Annotated in this window: 22 protein-coding genes; 8 read left to right on the forward strand and 14 right to left on the reverse strand. The window is 38.2% G+C overall.

Annotation, left to right across the window (positions count from 1 at the left end):
* Positions 1–104 precede the first annotated feature (104 nt).
* From IM793_RS07290 to IM793_RS07300, 3 genes are all read right to left on the reverse strand, one after another.
* Positions 105–1,679 (reverse strand): helicase HerA-like domain-containing protein, encoded by a 1,575-nt coding sequence (locus tag IM793_RS07290; RefSeq protein ID WP_193420389.1) that lies wholly within the window; start codon positions 1,677–1,679, stop codon positions 105–107.
* 99 nt (positions 1,680–1,778) lie between these two features.
* A complete protein-coding gene (locus tag IM793_RS07295; RefSeq protein WP_193420390.1) occupies positions 1,779–2,078 on the reverse strand; it encodes a chaperone modulator CbpM in 300 nt (99 codons plus the stop codon).
* A gap of 5 nt (positions 2,079–2,083) precedes the next feature.
* A complete protein-coding gene (locus IM793_RS07300; RefSeq protein ID WP_193420391.1) occupies positions 2,084–2,980 on the reverse strand; it encodes a DnaJ C-terminal domain-containing protein in 897 nt (298 codons plus the stop codon).
* A gap of 786 nt (positions 2,981–3,766) precedes the next feature.
* Between IM793_RS07300 and IM793_RS07305 the strand changes: the two genes are divergently transcribed.
* The 4 genes from IM793_RS07305 (at position 3,767) to IM793_RS07320 (ending at position 6,621) form a co-directional block, all read left to right on the forward strand.
* The gene (locus IM793_RS07305; RefSeq protein WP_193420392.1) at positions 3,767–4,843 is read left to right on the forward strand and encodes a PAS domain-containing sensor histidine kinase; all 1,077 of its coding nucleotides are present in this window, start codon (positions 3,767–3,769) and stop codon (positions 4,841–4,843) included.
* 39 nt (positions 4,844–4,882) lie between these two features.
* On the forward strand, positions 4,883–5,533 hold the full coding sequence (locus IM793_RS07310; protein WP_193420393.1) for a response regulator transcription factor: 651 nt from the start codon (positions 4,883–4,885) through the stop codon (positions 5,531–5,533).
* Between the two features lie 122 nt (positions 5,534–5,655).
* Positions 5,656–6,174 (forward strand): RNA polymerase sigma factor, encoded by a 519-nt coding sequence (locus tag IM793_RS07315; RefSeq protein ID WP_193420394.1) that lies wholly within the window; start codon positions 5,656–5,658, stop codon positions 6,172–6,174.
* 69 nt (positions 6,175–6,243) lie between these two features.
* Positions 6,244–6,621: a PleD family two-component system response regulator gene (locus IM793_RS07320; protein WP_193420395.1), complete on the forward strand. Its 378-nt coding sequence runs from the start codon at positions 6,244–6,246 to the stop codon at positions 6,619–6,621.
* 147 nt (positions 6,622–6,768) lie between these two features.
* Here the strand turns inward: IM793_RS07320 and IM793_RS07325 are convergent, their stop codons facing one another.
* Entirely contained in the window at positions 6,769–7,263 is a 495-nt protein-coding gene (locus tag IM793_RS07325) for a hypothetical protein (RefSeq protein ID WP_193420396.1), read from the reverse strand.
* The gene (locus IM793_RS07330) at positions 7,253–7,711 is read right to left on the reverse strand and encodes an RNA polymerase sigma factor (RefSeq protein ID WP_193420397.1); all 459 of its coding nucleotides are present in this window, start codon (positions 7,709–7,711) and stop codon (positions 7,253–7,255) included. Before IM793_RS07330 ends, IM793_RS07325 begins: the two co-directional genes overlap by 11 nt.
* Before the next feature lie 146 nt (positions 7,712–7,857).
* Between IM793_RS07330 and xth the strand changes: the two genes are divergently transcribed.
* Positions 7,858–8,634 carry an exodeoxyribonuclease III gene (gene xth, locus IM793_RS07335; protein ID WP_193420398.1) on the forward strand — a complete coding sequence of 259 codons (777 nt, stop codon included), beginning with the start codon at positions 7,858–7,860 and terminating at the stop codon, positions 8,632–8,634.
* Positions 8,635–8,640: 6 nt separating this feature from the next.
* Here the strand turns inward: xth and IM793_RS07340 are convergent, their stop codons facing one another.
* The 7 genes from IM793_RS07340 to IM793_RS07370 form a co-directional block, all read right to left on the reverse strand.
* The gene (locus IM793_RS07340; protein ID WP_193420399.1) at positions 8,641–9,039 is read right to left on the reverse strand and encodes a PAS domain-containing protein; all 399 of its coding nucleotides are present in this window, start codon (positions 9,037–9,039) and stop codon (positions 8,641–8,643) included.
* A 439-nt stretch (positions 9,040–9,478) separates the two neighbouring features.
* Positions 9,479–9,745 carry a hypothetical protein gene (locus tag IM793_RS07345; RefSeq protein WP_132398598.1) on the reverse strand — a complete coding sequence of 89 codons (267 nt, stop codon included), beginning with the start codon at positions 9,743–9,745 and terminating at the stop codon, positions 9,479–9,481.
* On the reverse strand, positions 9,745–10,860 hold the full coding sequence (locus tag IM793_RS07350) for a M42 family metallopeptidase (protein ID WP_132398600.1): 1,116 nt from the start codon (positions 10,858–10,860) through the stop codon (positions 9,745–9,747). Before IM793_RS07350 ends, IM793_RS07345 begins: the two co-directional genes overlap by 1 nt.
* A 56-nt stretch (positions 10,861–10,916) precedes the next feature.
* A complete protein-coding gene (locus IM793_RS07355; protein WP_227256171.1) occupies positions 10,917–11,330 on the reverse strand; it encodes a GNAT family N-acetyltransferase in 414 nt (137 codons plus the stop codon).
* A gap of 2 nt (positions 11,331–11,332) precedes the next feature.
* Positions 11,333–11,935: a hypothetical protein gene (locus tag IM793_RS07360; RefSeq protein ID WP_193420400.1), complete on the reverse strand. Its 603-nt coding sequence runs from the start codon at positions 11,933–11,935 to the stop codon at positions 11,333–11,335.
* 7 nt (positions 11,936–11,942) lie between these two features.
* Positions 11,943–13,112, reverse strand: a complete 1,170-nt coding sequence (locus tag IM793_RS07365; protein ID WP_227256172.1) for an MFS transporter — start codon at positions 13,110–13,112, stop codon at positions 11,943–11,945.
* 115 nt (positions 13,113–13,227) lie between these two features.
* A complete protein-coding gene (locus IM793_RS07370) occupies positions 13,228–14,769 on the reverse strand; it encodes an acyl-CoA carboxylase subunit beta (protein ID WP_193420401.1) in 1,542 nt (513 codons plus the stop codon).
* Positions 14,770–15,387: 618 nt separating this feature from the next.
* Here IM793_RS07370 and IM793_RS07375 point away from each other — a divergent pair.
* The 3 genes from IM793_RS07375 to IM793_RS07385 all read left to right on the forward strand — a co-directional run bounded on the left by IM793_RS07375 (position 15,388) and on the right by IM793_RS07385 (position 18,149).
* Complete coding sequence (locus tag IM793_RS07375) at positions 15,388–15,732, forward strand: hypothetical protein (protein WP_132398610.1); 345 nt, start codon at positions 15,388–15,390, stop codon at positions 15,730–15,732.
* 150 nt (positions 15,733–15,882) lie between these two features.
* Positions 15,883–17,490, forward strand: a complete 1,608-nt coding sequence (locus tag IM793_RS07380) for a SulP family inorganic anion transporter (protein ID WP_193420402.1) — start codon at positions 15,883–15,885, stop codon at positions 17,488–17,490.
* A gap of 2 nt (positions 17,491–17,492) precedes the next feature.
* On the forward strand, positions 17,493–18,149 hold the full coding sequence (locus tag IM793_RS07385; RefSeq protein ID WP_193420403.1) for a carbonic anhydrase: 657 nt from the start codon (positions 17,493–17,495) through the stop codon (positions 18,147–18,149).
* Between the two features lie 63 nt (positions 18,150–18,212).
* Here the strand turns inward: IM793_RS07385 and IM793_RS07390 are convergent, their stop codons facing one another.
* Complete coding sequence (locus IM793_RS07390) at positions 18,213–18,473, reverse strand: hypothetical protein (protein ID WP_132398616.1); 261 nt, start codon at positions 18,471–18,473, stop codon at positions 18,213–18,215.
* A gap of 183 nt (positions 18,474–18,656) precedes the next feature.
* Complete coding sequence (gene pruA / locus IM793_RS07395) at positions 18,657–20,291, reverse strand: L-glutamate gamma-semialdehyde dehydrogenase (protein WP_193420404.1); 1,635 nt, start codon at positions 20,289–20,291, stop codon at positions 18,657–18,659.
* Positions 20,292–20,436: the final 145 nt, after the last annotated feature.

Consider the following 20,436-nt stretch of genomic DNA (forward strand, 5'->3'; position numbering starts at 1 on the left):
TAATTTTTGTTAGTGCCGAACTTTTTGATGATTAATAGAACAATCCTCTCTGGTTCGTATTGCGAAATTAATAATTTGAGCGTTTTAAAGGTTAAATAATTTGTTTAGAATCCAAAAAGTCCACCACCGGTTTTTGATCTTGTTTTCTTGCCGGTGAGCATGCCAAAAATACCGCGAACAATTTCTTTACCAATTTGGCGGGTTATTGTCGCGCCCATTACTTGTTCAACCAGACTTTTTTCGCCAGGTTTGGGTTTGCTTTCCTTTTCGGCCTGTTTTTGGGCTTCGGCTTCTTGTTTTTGTTGTTCTACAACAGCAGTTTGGTCGTTAATGCGCCGGGTTAAAATTTCGTAGGCACTTTCCCGATCAATTGCATCTTTATATTTTGTATACATCGGACTGGCGTGAACCACCTGATCAAAATCTGCAGCAGTTAATGGCCCCATTATGGCCCTTGGTGGGGTAAGCATGGTTGCCGAAACTTCAGTCGGAATACCTTTTTCATTTAAAACAGTAACCAAAGCCTGTCCGGTTCCCAATGAGGTTAATATTTTATCGATCTCATAAAAATCTGATTTCGGGTAGGTATTAACTGTCTTTTTAAGAGCATCTACATCATTTGGAGTAAAAGCCCTCAAGGCATGCTGCACGCGGTTACCCAACTGGCCTAAAACACTTTCCGGAACATCGGTAGGTGCCTGTGTACAAAAGAAAACACCAACACCTTTAGAACGGATGAGCCTGATAATGGTTTCTATCTGTTCTAAAAATGCTTTAGAAGAATTTTTGAATAATAAATGGGCCTCATCAAAAAAGAATACCAGCTTTGGTTTGTCTAAATCGCCAACTTCGGGCATGGTATTAAATAATTCAGCCAATAAGCTTAATAAAAATGTAGAGTATAATATGGGCTGGTTTTGAACATCAGAGATGTTTAACAAACTAATGGTTCCTTTGCCATCAACCCGTTCGGAAAGGTCTTCTATATCAAACGATTTTTCGCCAAACATACCACCTAATCCTTGCTGTTCTATGGCAACTATTTTTCTTAGCATGGTACCTGATGTTGCAGTAGAAATACTGCCATAACTGCTTTTGATTTCTGCTGCCCCGGCACCTTCTGAAAGATATGAGACTAGTTTTTTTAAATCATTTAAATCGATTACTGGTAGTTTATTATCATCGGCATATTTGAAGATAACTGCTAAAACACCTGCTTGTGTGTCGTTTAAATCTAAAATTTTTGATAATAGCGTAGGCCCAAATTCAAGTACAGTTGCACGCATCTGAGCGCCCATTTTACCCGAAAGGGAGTAAATCTCAACAGGGAAACCTGTTGGCGAAAAAGTTTTGTTGAGTTGTTGTGCTCTTTCTTCTATTTTCGGATTAACGGCTCCTGGTTGGCTTAAACCTGATAAATCGCCTTTAACATCCAACATAAATACTGGAACACCAGCATCTGATAACTGTTCTGCTAATAATTGCAGGGTACGTGTTTTTCCAGTTCCTGTTGCTCCGGCAATTAAACCATGTCTGTTCATCATTTTTAATGATAAATTAACTTCGGCTTCGCTGTAAACCTGTCCGTCTAAAATTCCGGCGCCTAAATAAATGTACGACCCCGAAGGAGCATAGGATGATTTTATTTTTTCGATGAATTTTGAAGAAAGATCGCTCATTTTTTAAAATTAGATTGCCAATTTAAGAAACATATCTTAGAAGGTTGTGTTTTTGTTGGCACTTTTAATCTGAAATACCGGACAAATGGCTGTTTAGTATTACGGGTTAAGTTGCTTATAATAATTTAGTTCGTTCTGAAGAACGGTTATTTCCTGTTGCATATTTTGCAATTGATTAAGCAGATGAGAAACGGCATGAATACCTTCCAGATTAATCTGCAGATCTTTTGCTAAACGCAGGTACTGCTCCAGTTTAGATAATTCATCGACAGGCAAAAAGACAGATTGCTTTTTAACGGTGGTACGGAGCAGTCCAAAATCTTCAAGAGAATGGATAAAATTGATTTCTACATGGTGATAAGTGCAAATTTCTTCTACAGGTATTAGATAGGTTTCCATAATGGTTAGAATTTGGAAAGTTTTTCGAATAGTTCTTTTTGTTCAGCATTTAGCTGGGTGGGTATTTTAACCTGCCATTTAATATACAGATCGCCGAACTGGTTATCTTCTTTGTAAACCGGAAACCCTTTGCCCTTTAATCTTAAAGTAGCATCTGGCTGTGTTCCCTCAGGCACTTTAAGTTTGACTTTGCCATTTAAGGTTTCTACAATTTTTTCGCCACCCAAAATGGCGGTATACAGATCTATTTCCTCCTGGATATAAATGTCGTTCCCTTTTCGTTTGAATTTGGGGTCATCGGTAATATTGAATTTTATAAACAGATCGCCTGGAGGGCCATTATTAACTCCCGGCGCGCCATAGCCCGGAAGTTTGATCTTTTGTCCGTTTTCTACACCAGCTGGAATGGTAATGCGTACTTGCCTGCCATTAACAGTTAAGGTTTGTTTGTGGGTGGTATAGGCATCAAGTAGGTTTAACTGTAAATCAGCATTGTAATCCTGGCCTTTAAAAGGTGAATTTCTGCTGCTTCTGCCGCCACCGCCACCAAACATGGAGGAAAAGAAATCAGAAAAATCTTCGCCACCAAAACCACCAGAATAGCTATTGCCTCCATAACCCTGGCCTTGCGACTGGTATTGTCTTTGCTGCTGTTGCTGCGCATCAAGCTGATCGGCATGCTGCCAATCTTTGCCGTATTTATCGTATTTCTTCCGTTTTTCGGGATCGCTTAAAACTTCGTTAGCCTCGTTAATTTGCTGAAATTTTTTATTGGCTTCTTCATTGTTGGGATTAAGATCCGGATGATGTTTTCGGGCTAATTTTCTATAAGCTTTTTTAATATCCTCAGTGGTTGCATCTTTTTTTAAATCGAGGATTTTATAATAGTCTATGTAGTCCATGATGGTTTAACAAATTAATAAAGGGAATGTTCAATTTTATTGTATAAATGTAAGATTTTAGGATGGGAATGTAGAGAGGGCTCTAGGCAAAGCGCAAAGTAAATTGGCAGTGAGTAAGCTATTATCAACTTACTGGTGAAGTTTAAACTATTGCAATCCAAAGGAAAACAAAAGTTAAACATTAAGTAGAAATACCTGACACCACCAAAAAAGAAGCCGTCTCATAAATATAAAATTGTCATCATGTGGGATAATTTTTTTATAAAATTTATATTAGTGAGGTATAATTGATTGTTTTGCCATACAACACGGTCTTACCTCCGAAGGTCTCTTTCTTTTTGGCTTGCTTATGATGCGCCGCGGAATGATTTATTTTGTAGTGAATTTAATTGCTGTGAAGAAATCAGCTCAACAGGTAAAATGTTTTTTAATCAGCCTGATGTAAAACAAAATAGCCACCTGTGCGATGGCTATTGGTAGGAAGAACTGTAACTTCTTTATGGTGTGCCTGCCCTCCGCGGATCTCCCGCTCACAGGACTTTTTTGTCTTTTCTTTATGTTTAATAATTTAGGCAATAGTTAGTTTTAATGCATCAAATAATTTTACACATCGTGTGGAAAATGTTAATATCTCTGGAGCTGAGTCAACAGCTATCTACCCTTTCTTATGCTAAGTAGTTACACCCATTCTTTTTGTATAAAACTTTTTTACCCTTGTGCTGTTTGAAATGTGACTGCTGATTCATTATTTATATCGTTTAGTGGCAGATTATCAAACATTAAATCATGGTCGAATTGAATAAAGAGCTTTTTTGTAATCTTGGTGAACGTTCTCTTGATGGTTATTTTATTTTCAACTATACAGCGCAAAATTTTTCATATCTAAATAAATCGATAGGTAATATTTGGGAACTCGATTCTGATGAAGTTATCACTAATCCACAGCTACTTCTGGGGCGTGTACACCCTGAGGATGTAACACATGTGATGTCATGCCGCATGGAATGCCTTGAAGCGCGTACGGAGAAAAAATATGAATTCCGTTTGCTGTTTGCCAATAAGGAAAAATATGTACGTGTAATTGTATTTTCTGTTATTGATGGGGATGTTAAGCATTTAGTGGGTACGGTAGAAGATACTACTGTGGCACGCCATAATAAAATTCACATCGAACAAATAAATGCCCGAAAGAATATAACACTGGAAGTATTGGCGCACGATTTAAAAGAACCGCTGGGCATGATGAAATTAACTGCTTCATCCATGAAAGAGGACATTTCAAAAACGGGCGATGAGCAGATGATAAACTCGCTGGATTTTATTCAGGAAATGTGTGAGCGTAACCTGCTTTTGGTACGGAGCATGATTAATCGTGAATTTTTAAAATCATCAGTAATTGAAATTGGGAAAGAGCGGGCAGATTTGGTTTGGGAACTTAGAGATGTAGTTCGTTTTTATAAACGATCAAAACTAGGTAAAATGAAAAACATTAAGTTCACCAGTCCGTCAGAGCAGATTTATCTGAACCTGGATAGTATGAAATTTTTGCAGGTCATCAATAACCTCATCTCAAATTCCATAAAATTTACTCCTGATTATGGAAATATTACACTACATGCCGAAGAATATGAAAGTTCCGTTTTAATCACCGTAGCTGATGACGGGATCGGTATTCCGGAAGAACTGCAGGCCGGCCTTTTTAACCATTTACCCGAAACTTTGAGACCAGGTCTTAAGGGAGAGGAATCAGGCGGATTTGGTATGGGCATAATCAAGGCAATTGTTGAGTTACATCAGGGGAAAATCTGGTTTAAAAGCAAAATTGGTATCGGAACTACCTTCTACATAGAGCTGCCTAAGTAGCCGTTTTAATTTTAAAATGGCGTAAGTTATATTTGAATTATGATTAACATTATTCTTGCGGACGATCACCATATCATCCGGACCTCTCTTAAAGCGCTTATAGAAAAACACGAAGGCATCAATGTTGTTGCAGAAGTACCAGATGGCTTAGCCGTTTTGGAGCTTCTTGAAAAAGGAACAAAAGCTGATATCATTTTATCAGATGTTGTAATGCCAGGGCTTGATGGAATAGCTTTATCCAATACGATTAAAGAGCGTGGATACAATACAAAGGTAGTGGTTTTGTCTATTTTAGAAGATGAAAAATATGCATCAAATGCTTTAATATCAGGTGCTTTTGCTTACCTGTCAAAAGATATTGAAGAAGATGAATTGCTGTTTTGCCTAAAACACGTAATGAAGGGAAAACGGTATCTTTCTTCTAATATGTGCATTTCCATTTTAGAGCGTTTTAATACGCAGCTGAATATGCTTTCGCGAAAAATGAATACCGATATTAACTTCACAGAGCGCGAAATTAATGTGTTAAAACTCATCGCTGATGGCTTGACGAATCAGGAAATTGCCGATAAATTGTACTTAAGCAGGCGAACAGTAGAGAGTCAAAGAGAAGCTTTAATTAGTAAAACCGGGACAAAAAACTCCGCATCTTTAATTCGTTTTGCTATGCGAAATGGTTATGTAGACTAGTGTTTTTGGTCATTTTTAGAGGCTTTTTTGAGTGATTTAAATAAACCGTAAAAAATCGGGTATTTTTACAAATAACATAAGGTATTGCTGTTTGTTGAATAATTACATCAGCCTTAACTAATATGGATACCTTAAATTTCAATTGCGACATCTATCAGTACAGACAACCACTTTTCGATCGCGCATTAGCCTACACACATGACGAAGACGACGCTGCCGATTTAGTTCAGGATACCTTTATGAAAGCATTTAGGTTTTCGGCTAAATTTGAAATGGGAAGCAACGTGCGGGCATGGCTTTTTACCATCCTGAAAAATACCTTTCTTAATCATTACTATAAGGTAAAACGTAAGAATGAAATGATCCAGCAGGAAGAAGATCTAACTTCCATCCAACTGGTTCCAAGTGCATCATCAAATGGTGGTGCCACAAAGTTTGTAATGGAGGATATTCAGAAATCGCTAAATGCTTTGCCTGAGGATTGCCGGTTTTGCTTTTGCCGTTATTTTGAAGGGTATAAATACCATGAAATTGCTGCCGAGCTAAACATTCCCCTGGGCACTGTAAAAACGAAAATACACGTGGCCAGAGGCTTGCTGAAAAAAATGCTTAAAAATTATAAGTCTGGTTTAGCTGCCTAATATTTATTCGGTAAATTCGGGTATAAATACCTTGTATGAACTAAGCCACTTCAACTAGATTTGCTGCAAATGAGCAACACGCTAGTTAAGAAAATTCTTATAGTTGATGATGATGAGAACATTCATGATATTATTAAATTAATTTTCGAGGAAGAACATTATCATATAAGAGGTATTTTAAATGCTGGAAATTTAGAAGAAACAATCGCTAATTTTTTACCAGATATTATTTTATTGGATATACTTATTGGTCAGTATGATGGCCGGGAAATTTGCAATAAGTTAAAGCATAATCCTAAAACAGCATACTTGCCAGTTATATTGTTTTCGGCTTTGAATATGGATAACTTAAACTGTACTCCCAATGATATCATCGAAAAACCTTTTGATATTATCAACCTGCAAGAGAAGGTGAAGGCATTGCTGAATAGCAATAAACTTGTTTGAACATAAAAAAGGGATAGACTAGAAGCCTATCCCTATATCTAAACTCAAAACATGCGCTCAAACATGAATGAATCTTAACAACTAAACATTTCAGTTTAGTATTGGTTTTAAAAAAGACAGGTTTTATCTGTTAAATTCAGCATAATTTTACCTGATCTTTTGTTTTAGTTCTATTTTCAATTCTTTGATTTGTTCCTTTGCCTGTCTGTTCTCCAGATAAAAATAAATGGCACACGCTAAAAATACTTTTCCTAATACAAAGACTGCAATAAATACCCATTTCCAGGCTTTATTTACGCGCATTTGGTTAGATTCTGATTCTACCTGTATATATTTTTCCTGCCTGCTTTCCCCATTAGATTTTTCATGCCTGTATTCGGGCTCGAAAGTGGTTTGTAGCGCCTGGTTACGACGTTGGATTTCACTGATCTCATGCTCAATTTTAGACAAAGTGCCGACCGGTGGCTCAATACTCATGCTTTGTGCCAGTAATTCCATATCATATTCGAGCAGTTCCAAAGCTTCTTTGAATGCCGGATATTCTTTTTTTAGCGATAAAACTTGCTGTACCTCCTCTTCGGTGGCAATTCCCATTACATAGGTCTCCATTAAACCGCTTTCAATAATTTTATTAATTTCCACTTGTCCTCCTCATTTTATCGATTGATAATTTTAACTGATTGCGGATTTCGCTTTCATCACAGCCAATTGCCGCCGCCAGGTATGAAACTGATTTTCCATGGTAATATATTGCACAGAATATCCGTTTCTGTAAATCATCTAATAAATCCAGCCTTCCCTTGTTTAATGAGGGGTGAGGTTTTAACTGATGATCTTTTGCCGCAAACAAAGTTAATTTACTTTGTGCATATTGGCGCAGTTGGAGCCAGCTATTTAACCTGCATTTTTCCTGCAAAATAACAACGTCCTGAACAAATGAAGTAAGAATAGCAACCAAATGGTCTTCTGATTTTTGATGATCTTGCACGATGCCGTTGATATAGCCAAGCAGCATGGGTGCATACTGATCATAAAACCAACGGATGTCTTTTGATTCGGCAGAAGTATTGTTTGAGACTGCTTTGAACATGGGCTGTTTGAACCTGTGCAAAATGAATTGCAAGATAAGTCCAAATTTTTAAATTATCTGAATTATTTGACCAAAATTTGGCCTAATATTTAAGATCAAAATGTAACAATCTTCTATTTTTGGGTTTTAATGTTGAGCTTTATAAAATGAAAATAGCTACTTATAATGTAAATGGTGTAAATGGCCGCTTGCCTGTACTGTTACGTTGGCTGGAAGAAACCCAGCCAGATGTAGTGTGCCTGCAGGAATTGAAGGCACCGCAGGAAAAATTCCCTGAACAGGCGATTAAAGATGCAGGATATAATGCGATCTGGCATGGACAGAAAAGCTGGAATGGAGTAGCTATACTGGCCAGAAATTTAGAAATAACAGAATTAAAGCGTGGTTTGGATGGAGATCCTGAAGATCTGCAGAGCAGGTATATAGAGGCAATGGTAAACGGTGTGGTAATTGGCTGTTTATACCTGCCAAATGGCAATCCGGCACCCGGCCCTAAGTTTGATTATAAGCTGCAATGGTTTGAACGTTTTGCTGCACATAGCGCAACGTTGCTGGCGCGAAAGATACCTGTTGTTTTAGCGGGAGATTATAATGTGATTCCGACCGAGCTGGATGCCTATAAACCTGAAAGATGGGTTGAAGATGCTTTATTCCGTCCGGAAACACGTTTAGCATTTAAAAATTTACTTGCCCAGGGCTGGACAGATGCAATCAGAAAATTATATCCAACCGAAACCATCTATACCTTTTGGGATTACTTCCGTAATGCTTATGGCAGAAATGCCGGATTAAGAATTGATCATTTTTTACTAAGTCCTCAGGTGAGCGATCGCTTAAAATCAGCAGGAGTGGATATGCACGTTAGGGGATGGGAAAAAACAAGCGACCACGGACCTGTTTGGATTGAACTAAATGATCTGTAACTCATATTAAGATTGTTTTAAATCGGTAACATCTAAAGTTGTTCCAATTAATTTTAACGTTTCGCCGTCCTGTTGGGATAGTATTCCATTGGCTTTTATCCATCGGATTTTCCCATCTGGACGGCGGATACGGTACACAACATCATAACTGTTTTTTTCTTTGGTAATGGTAAGCTCTACTTCATCCTGAACATGATCAAGATCTTCTGCTAGGATTAAGCCCAGAACAGTTTCATAGCTTAAAACACCATCTGGCGGATAACCAAAGTTTTGTTTAAACGACCGGGTTGAACGAAGTATGCCTGTTGCTATACTCAGCTCCCAAAAACCAAGGCCAAGGTGGTCGAATACCACATCCCAATGACCATCACAAATAATGGATAGATCAATATTTTTTTTGTTCATAAATAAAAGGATAAACTATCTGGGTAAATTACATAAACAATGTAAAGATATTTTGAATTTTAATAAAATAATCTTAAAATCAGGAGGTTATCTCAATGTTGAGCAAAATTAGCTTAAGCTAAAACGATTGGAGGTATAGGGGGAAAAGAGAGGCTGTATCATCAAAATATAGAATGTTATCTTGAAGATAATTTATGGTATAAAAATGAATGTTAGTGACAGATGGTTTTAGCGGCTATGTGCCAACGAGGAATCGTCATTGCGAGAAGGCTTTTTTAGCCGACGAAGCAACCTTACAACGATCGCTATCAACGTGCGTATTAAGATTGCTTCGTTCCTAGCAATGACGATTTTTCTATTGGAATCTGTCAATGGTAGCTTGTCGAAGGGCCTTTAAAGGTGTTTCGACAAGCTCAACATGACATCATCTGAAGCGAAATTAATACTGATTGGTGTTTTTTGACTTTTCAATCAGTTGTTTTTGATCGGTTAAATCTTTATAATAAAAATAACCACCAAATCCCAAAATGAGGATGATATTACTTATTTTAAAACTATGATTGAGCCAGTAATTAAGTGGTGGTATATTACCACTAAAACTCTGTCTAATATTTGGCCATGAATTAAGAATGATAATAACAACAATCATTAATAAAACCTTTAACAAGGTGCTGATGATAATTTTCTGGTGGTTTACTTTTTCCATTATTTAAATTCCCTGAAATCCTGACCGTTGGTGATGTTCAATAAGCTTTCATAAATCAGGCTGATCACATTGTCAACATCCTCTTTGTGTACCATTTCTACGGTTGTATGCATGTAGCGTAAAGGCAGCGAAATTAATGCAGATGGTACGCCGCCATTTGAGTAGGCAAAAGCATCGGTATCGGTTCCGGTGGAACGTGATGAAGCCTGGCGCTGGAAAGGAATATTGTTTTTCTCAGCAGTTTTAATCAATAGTTTGTTCAGATTGGTTTGTACAGCAGGGGCATAAGAAACCACCGGACCTTTACCTGCAGATAAATCGCCCTGAACATTTTTGTTTATCATTGGGGTAGTGGTATCGTGCGTTACATCGGTAATGATGGCCACATTTGGTTTAATGCGCTGGGCAATCATCTCGGCACCGCGTAAACCAATTTCTTCCTGTACAGAGTTAACAATGTATAAACCGAACGGAAGTTTTTTCTTGTTTTCTTTTAATAAACGGGCAACTTCGGCAATCATAAAACCACCCACACGGTTATCTAAAGCACGGCCAACATAGTAGCGGTCGTTCAAAACCATAAACTCGTCTTCGTAGGTAATTACACAGCCTACGTGGATGCCTAATTTTTCTACTTCTTCTTTTGATGTGCAACCACAATCTAAAAAGATGTTTTTTAACTCTGGAGCCTGTTCTTTCTCCCCATGGCGCGTATGGATAGCTGGCCAGCCGAATACTGCTTTAACCAAGCCATTCTCGGTATGAATGTTTACACGTTTAGAAGGTGCAATCTGATGGTCAGAACCGCCATTGCGGATCACATAAATTAAACCATCGTTGGTGATGTAGTTTACATACCATGAAATTTCATCGGCGTGAGCTTCTATAACTACTTTAAAATCAGCTTTAGGGTTAATAACGCCTACAGCGGTGCCATAATTATCGATAAAATGTTCGTCGATATATGGTTTTAAATAATTTAACCAAAGTTTTTGTCCTTCCCATTCATAACCGGTAGGAGCAGGGTTATTGATGTATTCTTCCAGAAATTGCAGCGATTTTTTAGTAACCACAGCAACATGTTTTTTCTTTTCGTCGTCTTTTTTCTTAGCCATTTTAATAGATATGAGATTTGAGTATTCAGATTTGAGACTTCATACTCATTTTAAACTTAACTTGATAATTCTTTTTCCATTACTACAAAATCGTAACCATCTTTAAAAAAGGTTTTATCTGTTTCCTGGAAGCCAAATTTAAAATAAAATTCCTTAGCATTTACACGTGCATTGCACCATAACTTTGTTGCTTTTTGAATTTTACAAAAATCAAGGATATAAGCCATTAGTTGCGAGCCGTAACCTGCATTTTGAGTATCGGGCAGAATGGCCAGTTTACGGAACTGATAAACATCACCATCATGAAATAGAGAAACTACTCCAGTTAATTTATGATCGAGGTATAATCCAAAATGGATGCCGTCAAAATCATCGGGAAGCTTTACACTATCAAAAGGTAATTCCGGATACATCGCCTCATGCCTGATCCGCCAGGTTAGCGATGGGAATATTTGCTCAATTTGAACCATATTTATAATAAAAAGCTGAAGCCTATTCTTCCATCAACGCCATAATAGGTTTGATATTTATTAATGCGCATATTTGGGCCCAATGAAAGCTCAAAATTTGTTTTCTTGCCAATGCTGCGTTGAAAACCCCATTGCGGGGTAATTCCGATCTCCCAATTTGCCACATTATATTGATTGAGATTGCCACCTTTAATTAAAGGAGAAAAATAACTGCTTACATCTAGTCCAAAATAATTAGAAGCGTTATTAATGGTTTTTTTTCCTTTTTTAATCCTGTTTTCAAAATGATAATATTTTCTGATTCCCGCGTAAAGGTTTGGTGCCAGATCAAAGTAGGTTTTGGTTTCACTTCCAGCCATGTAGTTATAATTGTATTCTATTAGAAAGGTGCCGGCCAATCCTGCACCTCCATAAACTGTGGTGAGTTTTCCTATTTTTTGTTCCCGTTCATAATGTAGTGAAAGAAGACTCAGTCTTATTTTATTAAGTGACTTTACTTCAGTTGGCTGTTCTACTTTAGTGCTGTCCTGAGCTTTTGCTTTACCAAAAATGGCCAGAAACATTAATAATGCTGAAAGTGTTTTGATTGCGTTTTTAGATTTCATGAAATTTTTATGATTGGTTATTTGTTTTTTTTCTTCCGTAGAACTGATAAATTAAAATATTAAGGACAATTATACCCGTCATTCCATAACAGAATAATTCCCATCCACCCTGGCCCCAAAGCCACAAACCCAGGGCAGAGCCACAGCTTGCACCAATAAAACTAACCGACATAAAAATGGTGTTTAGCCTGTTTCTGGCTTCTGGTATTAAGGTATAAATCCGGGTCTGGTTGGTTACATGTATGGCTTGCTGACCGATATCGATCAATACAATTCCGATTACAAACAGATATAAATGGCTGCCGGTAAAATAAAACAAGGCGATACTAACGATTTGTAATATAAAACCAATCATTAAGTTTTTGCGTGGATTGTTACCATCGCTTAATTTTCCAACCAATGGTGCAGCCAATGCACCTGCTGCCCCGGCAATTCCAAATAATCCAATCTGTAAAGTCTGGAAATTAAAGGGTGGGTTAGCTAGAAACAATACCATAGTTGTCCAGAATGCGCTAATAATGGCGAATGCCAGGAAGTTAATAATCGAAGTCTCCCTTAATACGGGTTGGGTTTTAATGTAACTGAACATCGAACGCATGAGTTCTTTATAGGATCCTTTAAAAGCAGGATAACTTTGTGGAAAACGTTTGGCCATTAAAAGAATGAGCATGCCACAAATTCCTGCAGCCATATAATAAACGGCTCTCCAGCCTAGCCAAAAGCCAATACTTCCACTTACTGCTCGTGAGGCTAAAATCCCAACCAGCAAACCACTCATAATCATCCCAATGTTGGCTCCGCGGTTCTCATCGGTACTTAAATTAGCCGCTAAGGGTAAAATTAATTGTGGTACGATAGAACAGGTTCCGATCAGGATAGAAGCCACTTCCAATATGAAAAAAGTATGTGAAAGTGCAGCCACCAGCAAGGCAAAAATCGCCAGGCCGGTAATAATGAGGATCTGTTTTTTACGCTCGAACATATCGCCTAGTGGTACTAAAAGGAAAAGACCTAAAGCGTAACCGATCTGGGTGAGGTAGGTAATTTTTCCCGCATCGGTTTCGGTAAGGTTAAACTCTTTTGCAATTAAGATGACCAAAGGTTGGCAATAATAAATATTTGCTACAATTAAGCCTGTGCAAAAAGCCATGAGAAGAATATCCGCTCTTTTTAACATGTAACTTGATGTAAGATGTAAGTAATGTAAAATGGAGTTAAATGTGTAAGACGTATAATGTAAAATGGATGATGGTGGACTCCATTTACCATCTTACTTTGTCCATCTTCCATCCTTACAAAGGTATATTTCCATGTTTTTTTCTTGGATTATTCACCACCTTATTTTCCAACATTTTAAATGCTTTTATCAACTTTAAACGGGTTTGGGCTGGCTCAATTACTTCATCAACAAAGCCACGTTCTGCAGCACGATAAGGGTTGGCAAAGATATCTGAATATAATTTTTCTTTCTCCAGCCATTTTTCTTCCGGCTTTTCTGCTGAAGTAATTTCCCGTTTAAAAATGATTTCTGCCGCGCCTTTGGCACCCATCACGGCAATCTCAGCACTTGGCCAGGCGTAGTTCATATCTGCACCAATATGTTTGCTGTTCATCACATCATAGGCGCCACCATATGCCTTTCTGGTAATTACAGTAATGCGCGGTACAGTAGCCTCACTAAAAGCGTATAATAATTTTGCCCCATTGGTGATAATGCCATTCCACTCCTGGTCTGTACCTGGTAAAAACCCCGGAACATCTTCAAATACCAATAATGGGATATTAAAGCAATCGCAAAAGCGGACAAAACGTGCTGCTTTGGTTGACGAATTGCTATCTAAAACACCTGCCAAATAAGCAGGCTGATTGGCTACGATACCAATACTTCTCCCTACAAGGCGGGCAAAACCCACTACAATATTTTCTGCATAAGCGGCATGTACTTCTAAAAAGCTATCGGCATCGGCCACGGCTGCAATCACTTCACGTATGTCGTAAGGCTGTGAAGCATTTTCTGGCATAAAAGTATTGAGTGCTGGCCGGCTTTCATCAGCTGCTTCGTAAGGTAAATGATCGGCTATCTCTTCGCAATTTTGCGGCATGTAGCTCAATAGCTTTTTCACCTGTTGAATAGCCTCAATTTCATTGGCACAGGCAAAATGGGTAACGCCCGATTTTGTAGCATGTGTGCTGGCACCTCCCAATTCTTCTGAAGTTACTTCTTCGTGTGTTACTGTTTTAACCACATTTGGGCCGGTAACAAACATATAAGAAGTATTTTCTACCATCAAAATAAAATCGGTAATGGCGGGCGAATAAACAGCTCCACCTGCGCATGGGCCCATTATGGCCGATAGCTGCGGAATTACCCCCGAAGCCTGCACGTTTTTATAAAAGATATCGGCATAACCGCCCAATGAAACAACACCTTCCTGGATACGCGCACCACCACTATCATTTAAGCCGATTAATGGCGCACCATTTTTCATGGCCATATCCATTAGCTTGCAGATTTTTTCGGCATGGGTTTCAGAAAGTGAACCGCCAAACACGGTAAAATCCTGAGAGAATACATAGGTTAATCTGCCATTAATTGTTCCATAACCCGTTACCACACCATCGCCCAGATATTTTTCGCGTTCCATGCCAAAGTCGGTGCTTCGGTGGGTCACCATCATGCCAATTTCCTCGAAGCTGCCATCATCCATTAAAAAATGGATGCGCTCGCGGGCGGTAAGTTTACCTTTTGTATGCTGACTGTCGATACGGGCCTGTCCGCCGCCAAGATTTGCCTGGTTGATTTTATCTTTAAGTAATACTATTTTTTTATCCATTGCAATGCGATGAGTTTTTAAAATTAAAAATTACTGTTGGTAATGCAAGGTAAGCGAGGTATTATTTTATTCAAAGCACGCGATGTTAGGTAAAACAGATGACGAGGCTACAACATCTATGAAATACTGACTGTTCATTTCCTAAAAAGAAAAAAAATATAAATATTTGGAAACGGTTGGTTCTTTGCTTTTGGCAGGTTTGGCCCCGCTTTTTGGTACGAGTTCCGATGAAGGATCGGAAGCTCTTCCCGGCAATCGGGTTTATTTAACTCCAGGCTGATGAACGGAACCCAAATCTTTCATCCGCCTACAGGTAAAATAGTGCGGTTTGGGAGCAGGTTGTTGTTAATTAAACCCGACAGAAGTGGTATCCTTTTTGGCTTTAATTGATTTTGAATTTATAGTTAATTTTGCCAAAAAGATTTAGCGGATGGCAGGACTGAACTAACCGATAATAATGGAACCAACTGTTTTCAAAAGTTATAAAGAATCCTGTTTTTGCTTGAAAGGTGCCTGCATTTTACTTAAATTACATTTTTTTTACAGCTTAAAGTATTGAAAAACCAATAATCCGTTTACTTTTGTAATCATAAGAATTAAAATAGCATTAGAAATTAAATGTTTTTTAGGAAATACAAGTATTTAATCGTTGCCACTTTTATGGTCATCTTCATGTCGAAGATGGGTATATCTGGAGCGCCGGTATTTTTTACGAGTATTGACAAGGAAATTATGAATGCTGTAATCATGCAAATTGAGTTAGAGCATGAAGGCGGAAAGGATGCCGCCAAAGACACTGCAAAGTTTACTGATTTCAAACTCATCGAGCTTAATCATCCTATCTTTTCTTACGAGTTCTCTTCAAGCCATTTCTTTTTGAAGAGCAGTTTTATAGAACATTTTAAAAGATATGTAGACCCATATCATCCTACTGTTCCAACACCTCCGCCTAACTTTATCTAGTCATTATTTTTTGGGGTATCAATTGCCTGCTCAATGGTATTGGGCGTTATTGCTATGTTTAAATTTATATAGTACGTAAATTCTTTTTGTAGCTTGTTTTTTATCCCCTGCGATTTTATTCGTTAAAATTTACTAGATAATTATATCGTTATGCAAAAGTTTAACCCGGCCTTTTCAGGTTCGGACGTGAAAAAATATTTTCTTAAAAAGAATTTAAAGAAAGATTTACCTTCAAGTATTGTTGTGTTTTTAGTGGCTTTACCACTATGTTTGGGTATTGCCTTAGCTTCTGGCGCACCCTTATTTGCCGGTTTAATTACCGGAATTATAGGGGGAATTGTTGTTGCCTCTTTTAGCGGCTCGCAATTAAGTGTTAGTGGCCCTGCTGCAGGTTTAACGGTTATTGTTTTAGGTGCAATAACTTCGTTAGGAAGCTATCCTACATTTTTACTTGCTGTTGTATTGGCAGGGGTATTCCAGATGGTTTTAGGCCTGGTTAAAGCCGGAACCATTGGTAATTACTTTCCTTCAAGCGTAATTGAGGGGATGCTTGCTGCCATCGGACTGATTTTAATCTTAAAACAATTACCGCATGCATTGGGCGTTGATACCGATTTTACTGGCGACGAAGGTTTCTTTCAACAAGATCACGAAAACACTTTTTCTGCGATTAGTGCAGCAATAAGCCATTTTAGTTTGGCTGCGGTAGTTATCAGTCTGTTATCAATAGCTATTTTGATTTTGTGGCCTAAGTTTCCAAAATTGGCGGTTGTACCTGCTCCATTATTGGTGGTAACTTTAGGAGTTCTTGGAACTATACTTTTTGCCGGGACAGATCATCCTTTACGTGCTGATCAAATGGTGAAAATCCCGGTAGTAAATGGTTTCGGCGAATTTTTGGGGCTATTTACGATGCCCGATTTTTCTCAGCTGGCCAATAAAAATGTGTATATAGTAGCCGTAACCATTGCTGTTGTAGCGAGTTTAGAAACTTTACTCAGTATTGAGGCTGTGGATAAAATCGATCCGATTAAACGTGTATCGCCTACAAACAGAGAGTTAATTGCCCAGGGTTTAGGTAATATTACTAGCGGTATGGTGGGTGGTTTACCTATGACATCGGTAATCGTGCGGAGTTCGGCAAATGTAGGGGCTGGTGGCAGAACCAAGATGTCGGCTATTTTTCATGGTATTTGGTTGTTATTGTCGCTGTTGTTTATTCCAGGACTCATTAACATGATTCCATTATCGTGTTTAGCAGCAATTCTTTTGGTAACGGGATACAAGTTAACCAGGATCAGTTTATTTAAACACATGTACCACAAAGGCTGGGATCAGTTTGTACCATTTGTAGTTACAGTATTGGCGGTATTATTTACCGATCTGTTAAAAGGTGTGGCTGTGGGTATGTTGGTTTCGATTTTTTATTTATTACGTACCAATATGCGCAACCCCTTTTTTTACAGAATTACAAACGAAGGCGACAAAAAGAATATCAGGATTAAACTAGCAGAAGAGGTTTCTTTTTTAAATAAAGCAGCGATACAGGTAGTTTTAACGAATATCCCTAAAGAAACAAATGTAATTATTGATGGTTCGAATGCCAGGTATATCGATCCTGATGTATTGGAAACCATTTACAATTATAAACATAATGCTTATACAAAAGGTATTATCGTAACCCTGGAGAATATCCAAAAGCATTATACAGTACCAAAATTAAATATAACAGTAGAAGAAGACATTAATAAATTATAGTTATGTGCGCAAAAACATTAGATACAAAAGATATAACTTACGAGAACTTATTACAGGGTAATAAAGACTGGGTTAAAGATACAATAGACAACGATCCTGCTTTTTTTGATAAATTATCAGAAGGTCAGAGCCCACCGGTTTTATGGATCGGCTGCTCAGATAGCCGTGTACCGGCCAATCAGATTACGAATACCAGACCAGGTGACATTTTTGTGCATAGAAACATAGCCAATGTGGTTGTACATACGGATATGAACCTGCTTTCAGTACTGGATTATTCTATTAATGTATTAAAGGTTAAACACGTTATTGTTTGTGGCCATTATGGTTGCGGTGGTGTTAAAGCTGCTTTGGGCAATAAACAAGTGGGTATTATTGATAACTGGTTGAGAAATATTCGCGATGTGTACCGTACCCACGAACGTGAAATGGCTACAATCAAGGATCCTGATCAGAGATTTGATCGTTTAGTGGAGTTAAATGCTATTGAGGGCGCTGCAAATGTGACCAATACCTCGATTGTACAAAGTGCCTGGGCAAATGGTCAGGAGTTAGCTGTACATGCCTGGGTTTATAGCCTAAAAACAGGAATCATCAAAGACCTGAAAGTAACTTGTAACTGTCTTGATGATGTTGCCCCTGCGTTTAAGGTAGGATAAAACACCCCATAGGTGTTATTTTTTAGTTGTTAGGGAAAGCTTCCGGTTTTACATCGGGAGCTTTCATTTTTCTGTACTGTTCGGCATATTGCCGGCATGGCCTTTATTGCCTTTTTCGGCATCTTCTCTGGCTTCTTCGGATCCAAAATCGCCTCTTCCAAAATTTCTACCCAAGTTACCGGCATCGCTTTCTACCGTATTTTTCTTTTCGTTATCGTTGCTGCGGTGGCGGGGTACCAACTGATCGGGCATATTGCTTTTATCGGCAGTGTTTTCGATGTCTTTATTGCCGAGATTTTCGTTGTTTTCTTTTTTGTTTTCCATGGTCTTATTTAAGCTATTATATAGAACAGTAAAAAAGAAGATTGGTTTTACATCTTTAAATTGGTAGATCGTGTCTTTGATAAATTTATGTGATGCAATCGCTTTTCTCCCCAATCCCATTTGTAAACGAGGATCATACACATAAAAAAGGCCAGACAATGATGTCTGGCCTTGTATTTAATATTAATCTTCTGCTAAGAATGGATAACGGTAATCAGTTGGAGGATTAAAAGTTTCTTTAATGGTACGTGGAGAAACCCAACGCAATAAATTAATCATTGCCCCGGCTTTATCGTTGGTACCTGATCCTCTTGCTCCACCAAATGGTTGTTGCCCAACTACGGCACCTGTACATTTGTCGTTAATGTAAAAATTACCAGCTGAGTTGCGTAAGGCATAACTGGCTTTTTCTATAGCATATCTATCCTGTGATAAAATAGCTCCCGTTAAGGCATAGGGTGAAGTGGTGTCAATTATTTCTAAAATCTGGTCAAATTCCTGATCTTCGTATACGTAAACAGATAGTACCGGACCAAAAAGTTCCTCACACATGGTGGTATATTTTGGATCGTCAACCACTAGAACAGTAGGTTCAATAAAATAACCTTTGCTCTTATCATAGTTGCCACCGGCAATAACTTCTACACCTTTATCTTTTTTAGCCTGATCAATATATTTAGCCAGTTTATCGAAAGAACGCTCATCAATAACTGCATTAATAAAGTTACCGAAATCTTCTGTTCCGCCCATTTTAAATGAAGCTAAATCCCTGATCATTAATTTTTTAATCTCAGGCCACAGGCTTTTTGGGATATAAGTACGGCTGGCTGCAGAACATTTTTGTCCTTGGTATTCAAAAGCACCACGTACAATAGCAGTAGCCGAAGCTGCAACATCTGCACTTGGGTGAACCAAAATAAAATCTTTACCACCAGTTTCACCAACGATGCGTGGATATGATTTGTATTTATGGATGTTTGTTCCGATTGTTTTCCAGATTTCCTGAAAAACTTTTGTTGAGCCTGTAAAGTGAATGCCTGCAAAATCAGCATGATTAAAAACCACATCGCCAACTTCAGGACCATCTGCAAAAATAAGATTAATTACGCCGTCAGGTAAGCCTGCTTCACGGAAAACATTCATAATTACATTAGCCGCATAAACCTGGGTATCGGCAGGTTTCCATACCACCACATTACCCATCATGGCTACACAAGAAGGTAAATTACCGGCAATTGCGGTAAAGTTGAAAGGTGTTAAAGCAAATATAAAACCCTCTAAAGGCCGTTGTTCTGTTCTGTTCCACATACCATTTGGTGATACCGGTGGCTGTTGGCCATAAATATCCTGCATATAACTTACGTTAAAACGCAAGAAATCTACCAGTTCGCAAGCAGCATCAATTTCAGCCTGATAAGCATTTTTACTTTGCCCAAGCATGGTTGCCGCATTAATTTGGTAGCGGTATTTTGTAGCAAACAAATCAGCAGCTTTCATAAAAATAGCAGCTCTGTGTTCCCAGGCTAAAGCTTCCCAATCTGCCTTGGCGGCCAAAGCAGCATCTATGGCTTGTTTTACATGGTTTTTATCGCCATAACTAAAGGTAGCCAGTACATGTTGATGATCGTGCGGAGCTACTACTTTCTTTTTATTTTGAGTATGTACCTCTTGTCCGCCAATAAACATCGGAATATCCAATTGTTTAGCACGCGCTTCGGCAATAGCCTCTTTTAAAAGCGAACGCTCTTTTGTGCCTGGTGCATAGCTGTTAATGGGCTCGTTAACCGGGGTAGGTACGTTAAAAAATCCTTTAAGCATATTTTATTTTTTATGATTTGTGCAAAGATAGTGCTTTTTGGGGTAGGCAATTCTATTATTCTGTAAAGAAAATAGGGGAGAGGTTTGGCTATGTAATTGAATGATAAGAGGGGTTAATTATAGGTTTATTGTGGTTAAAATTTGG

The organism is Pedobacter sp. MR2016-19, from assembly GCF_014947265.1.
Lineage (GTDB): Bacteria > Bacteroidota > Bacteroidia > Sphingobacteriales > Sphingobacteriaceae > Pedobacter.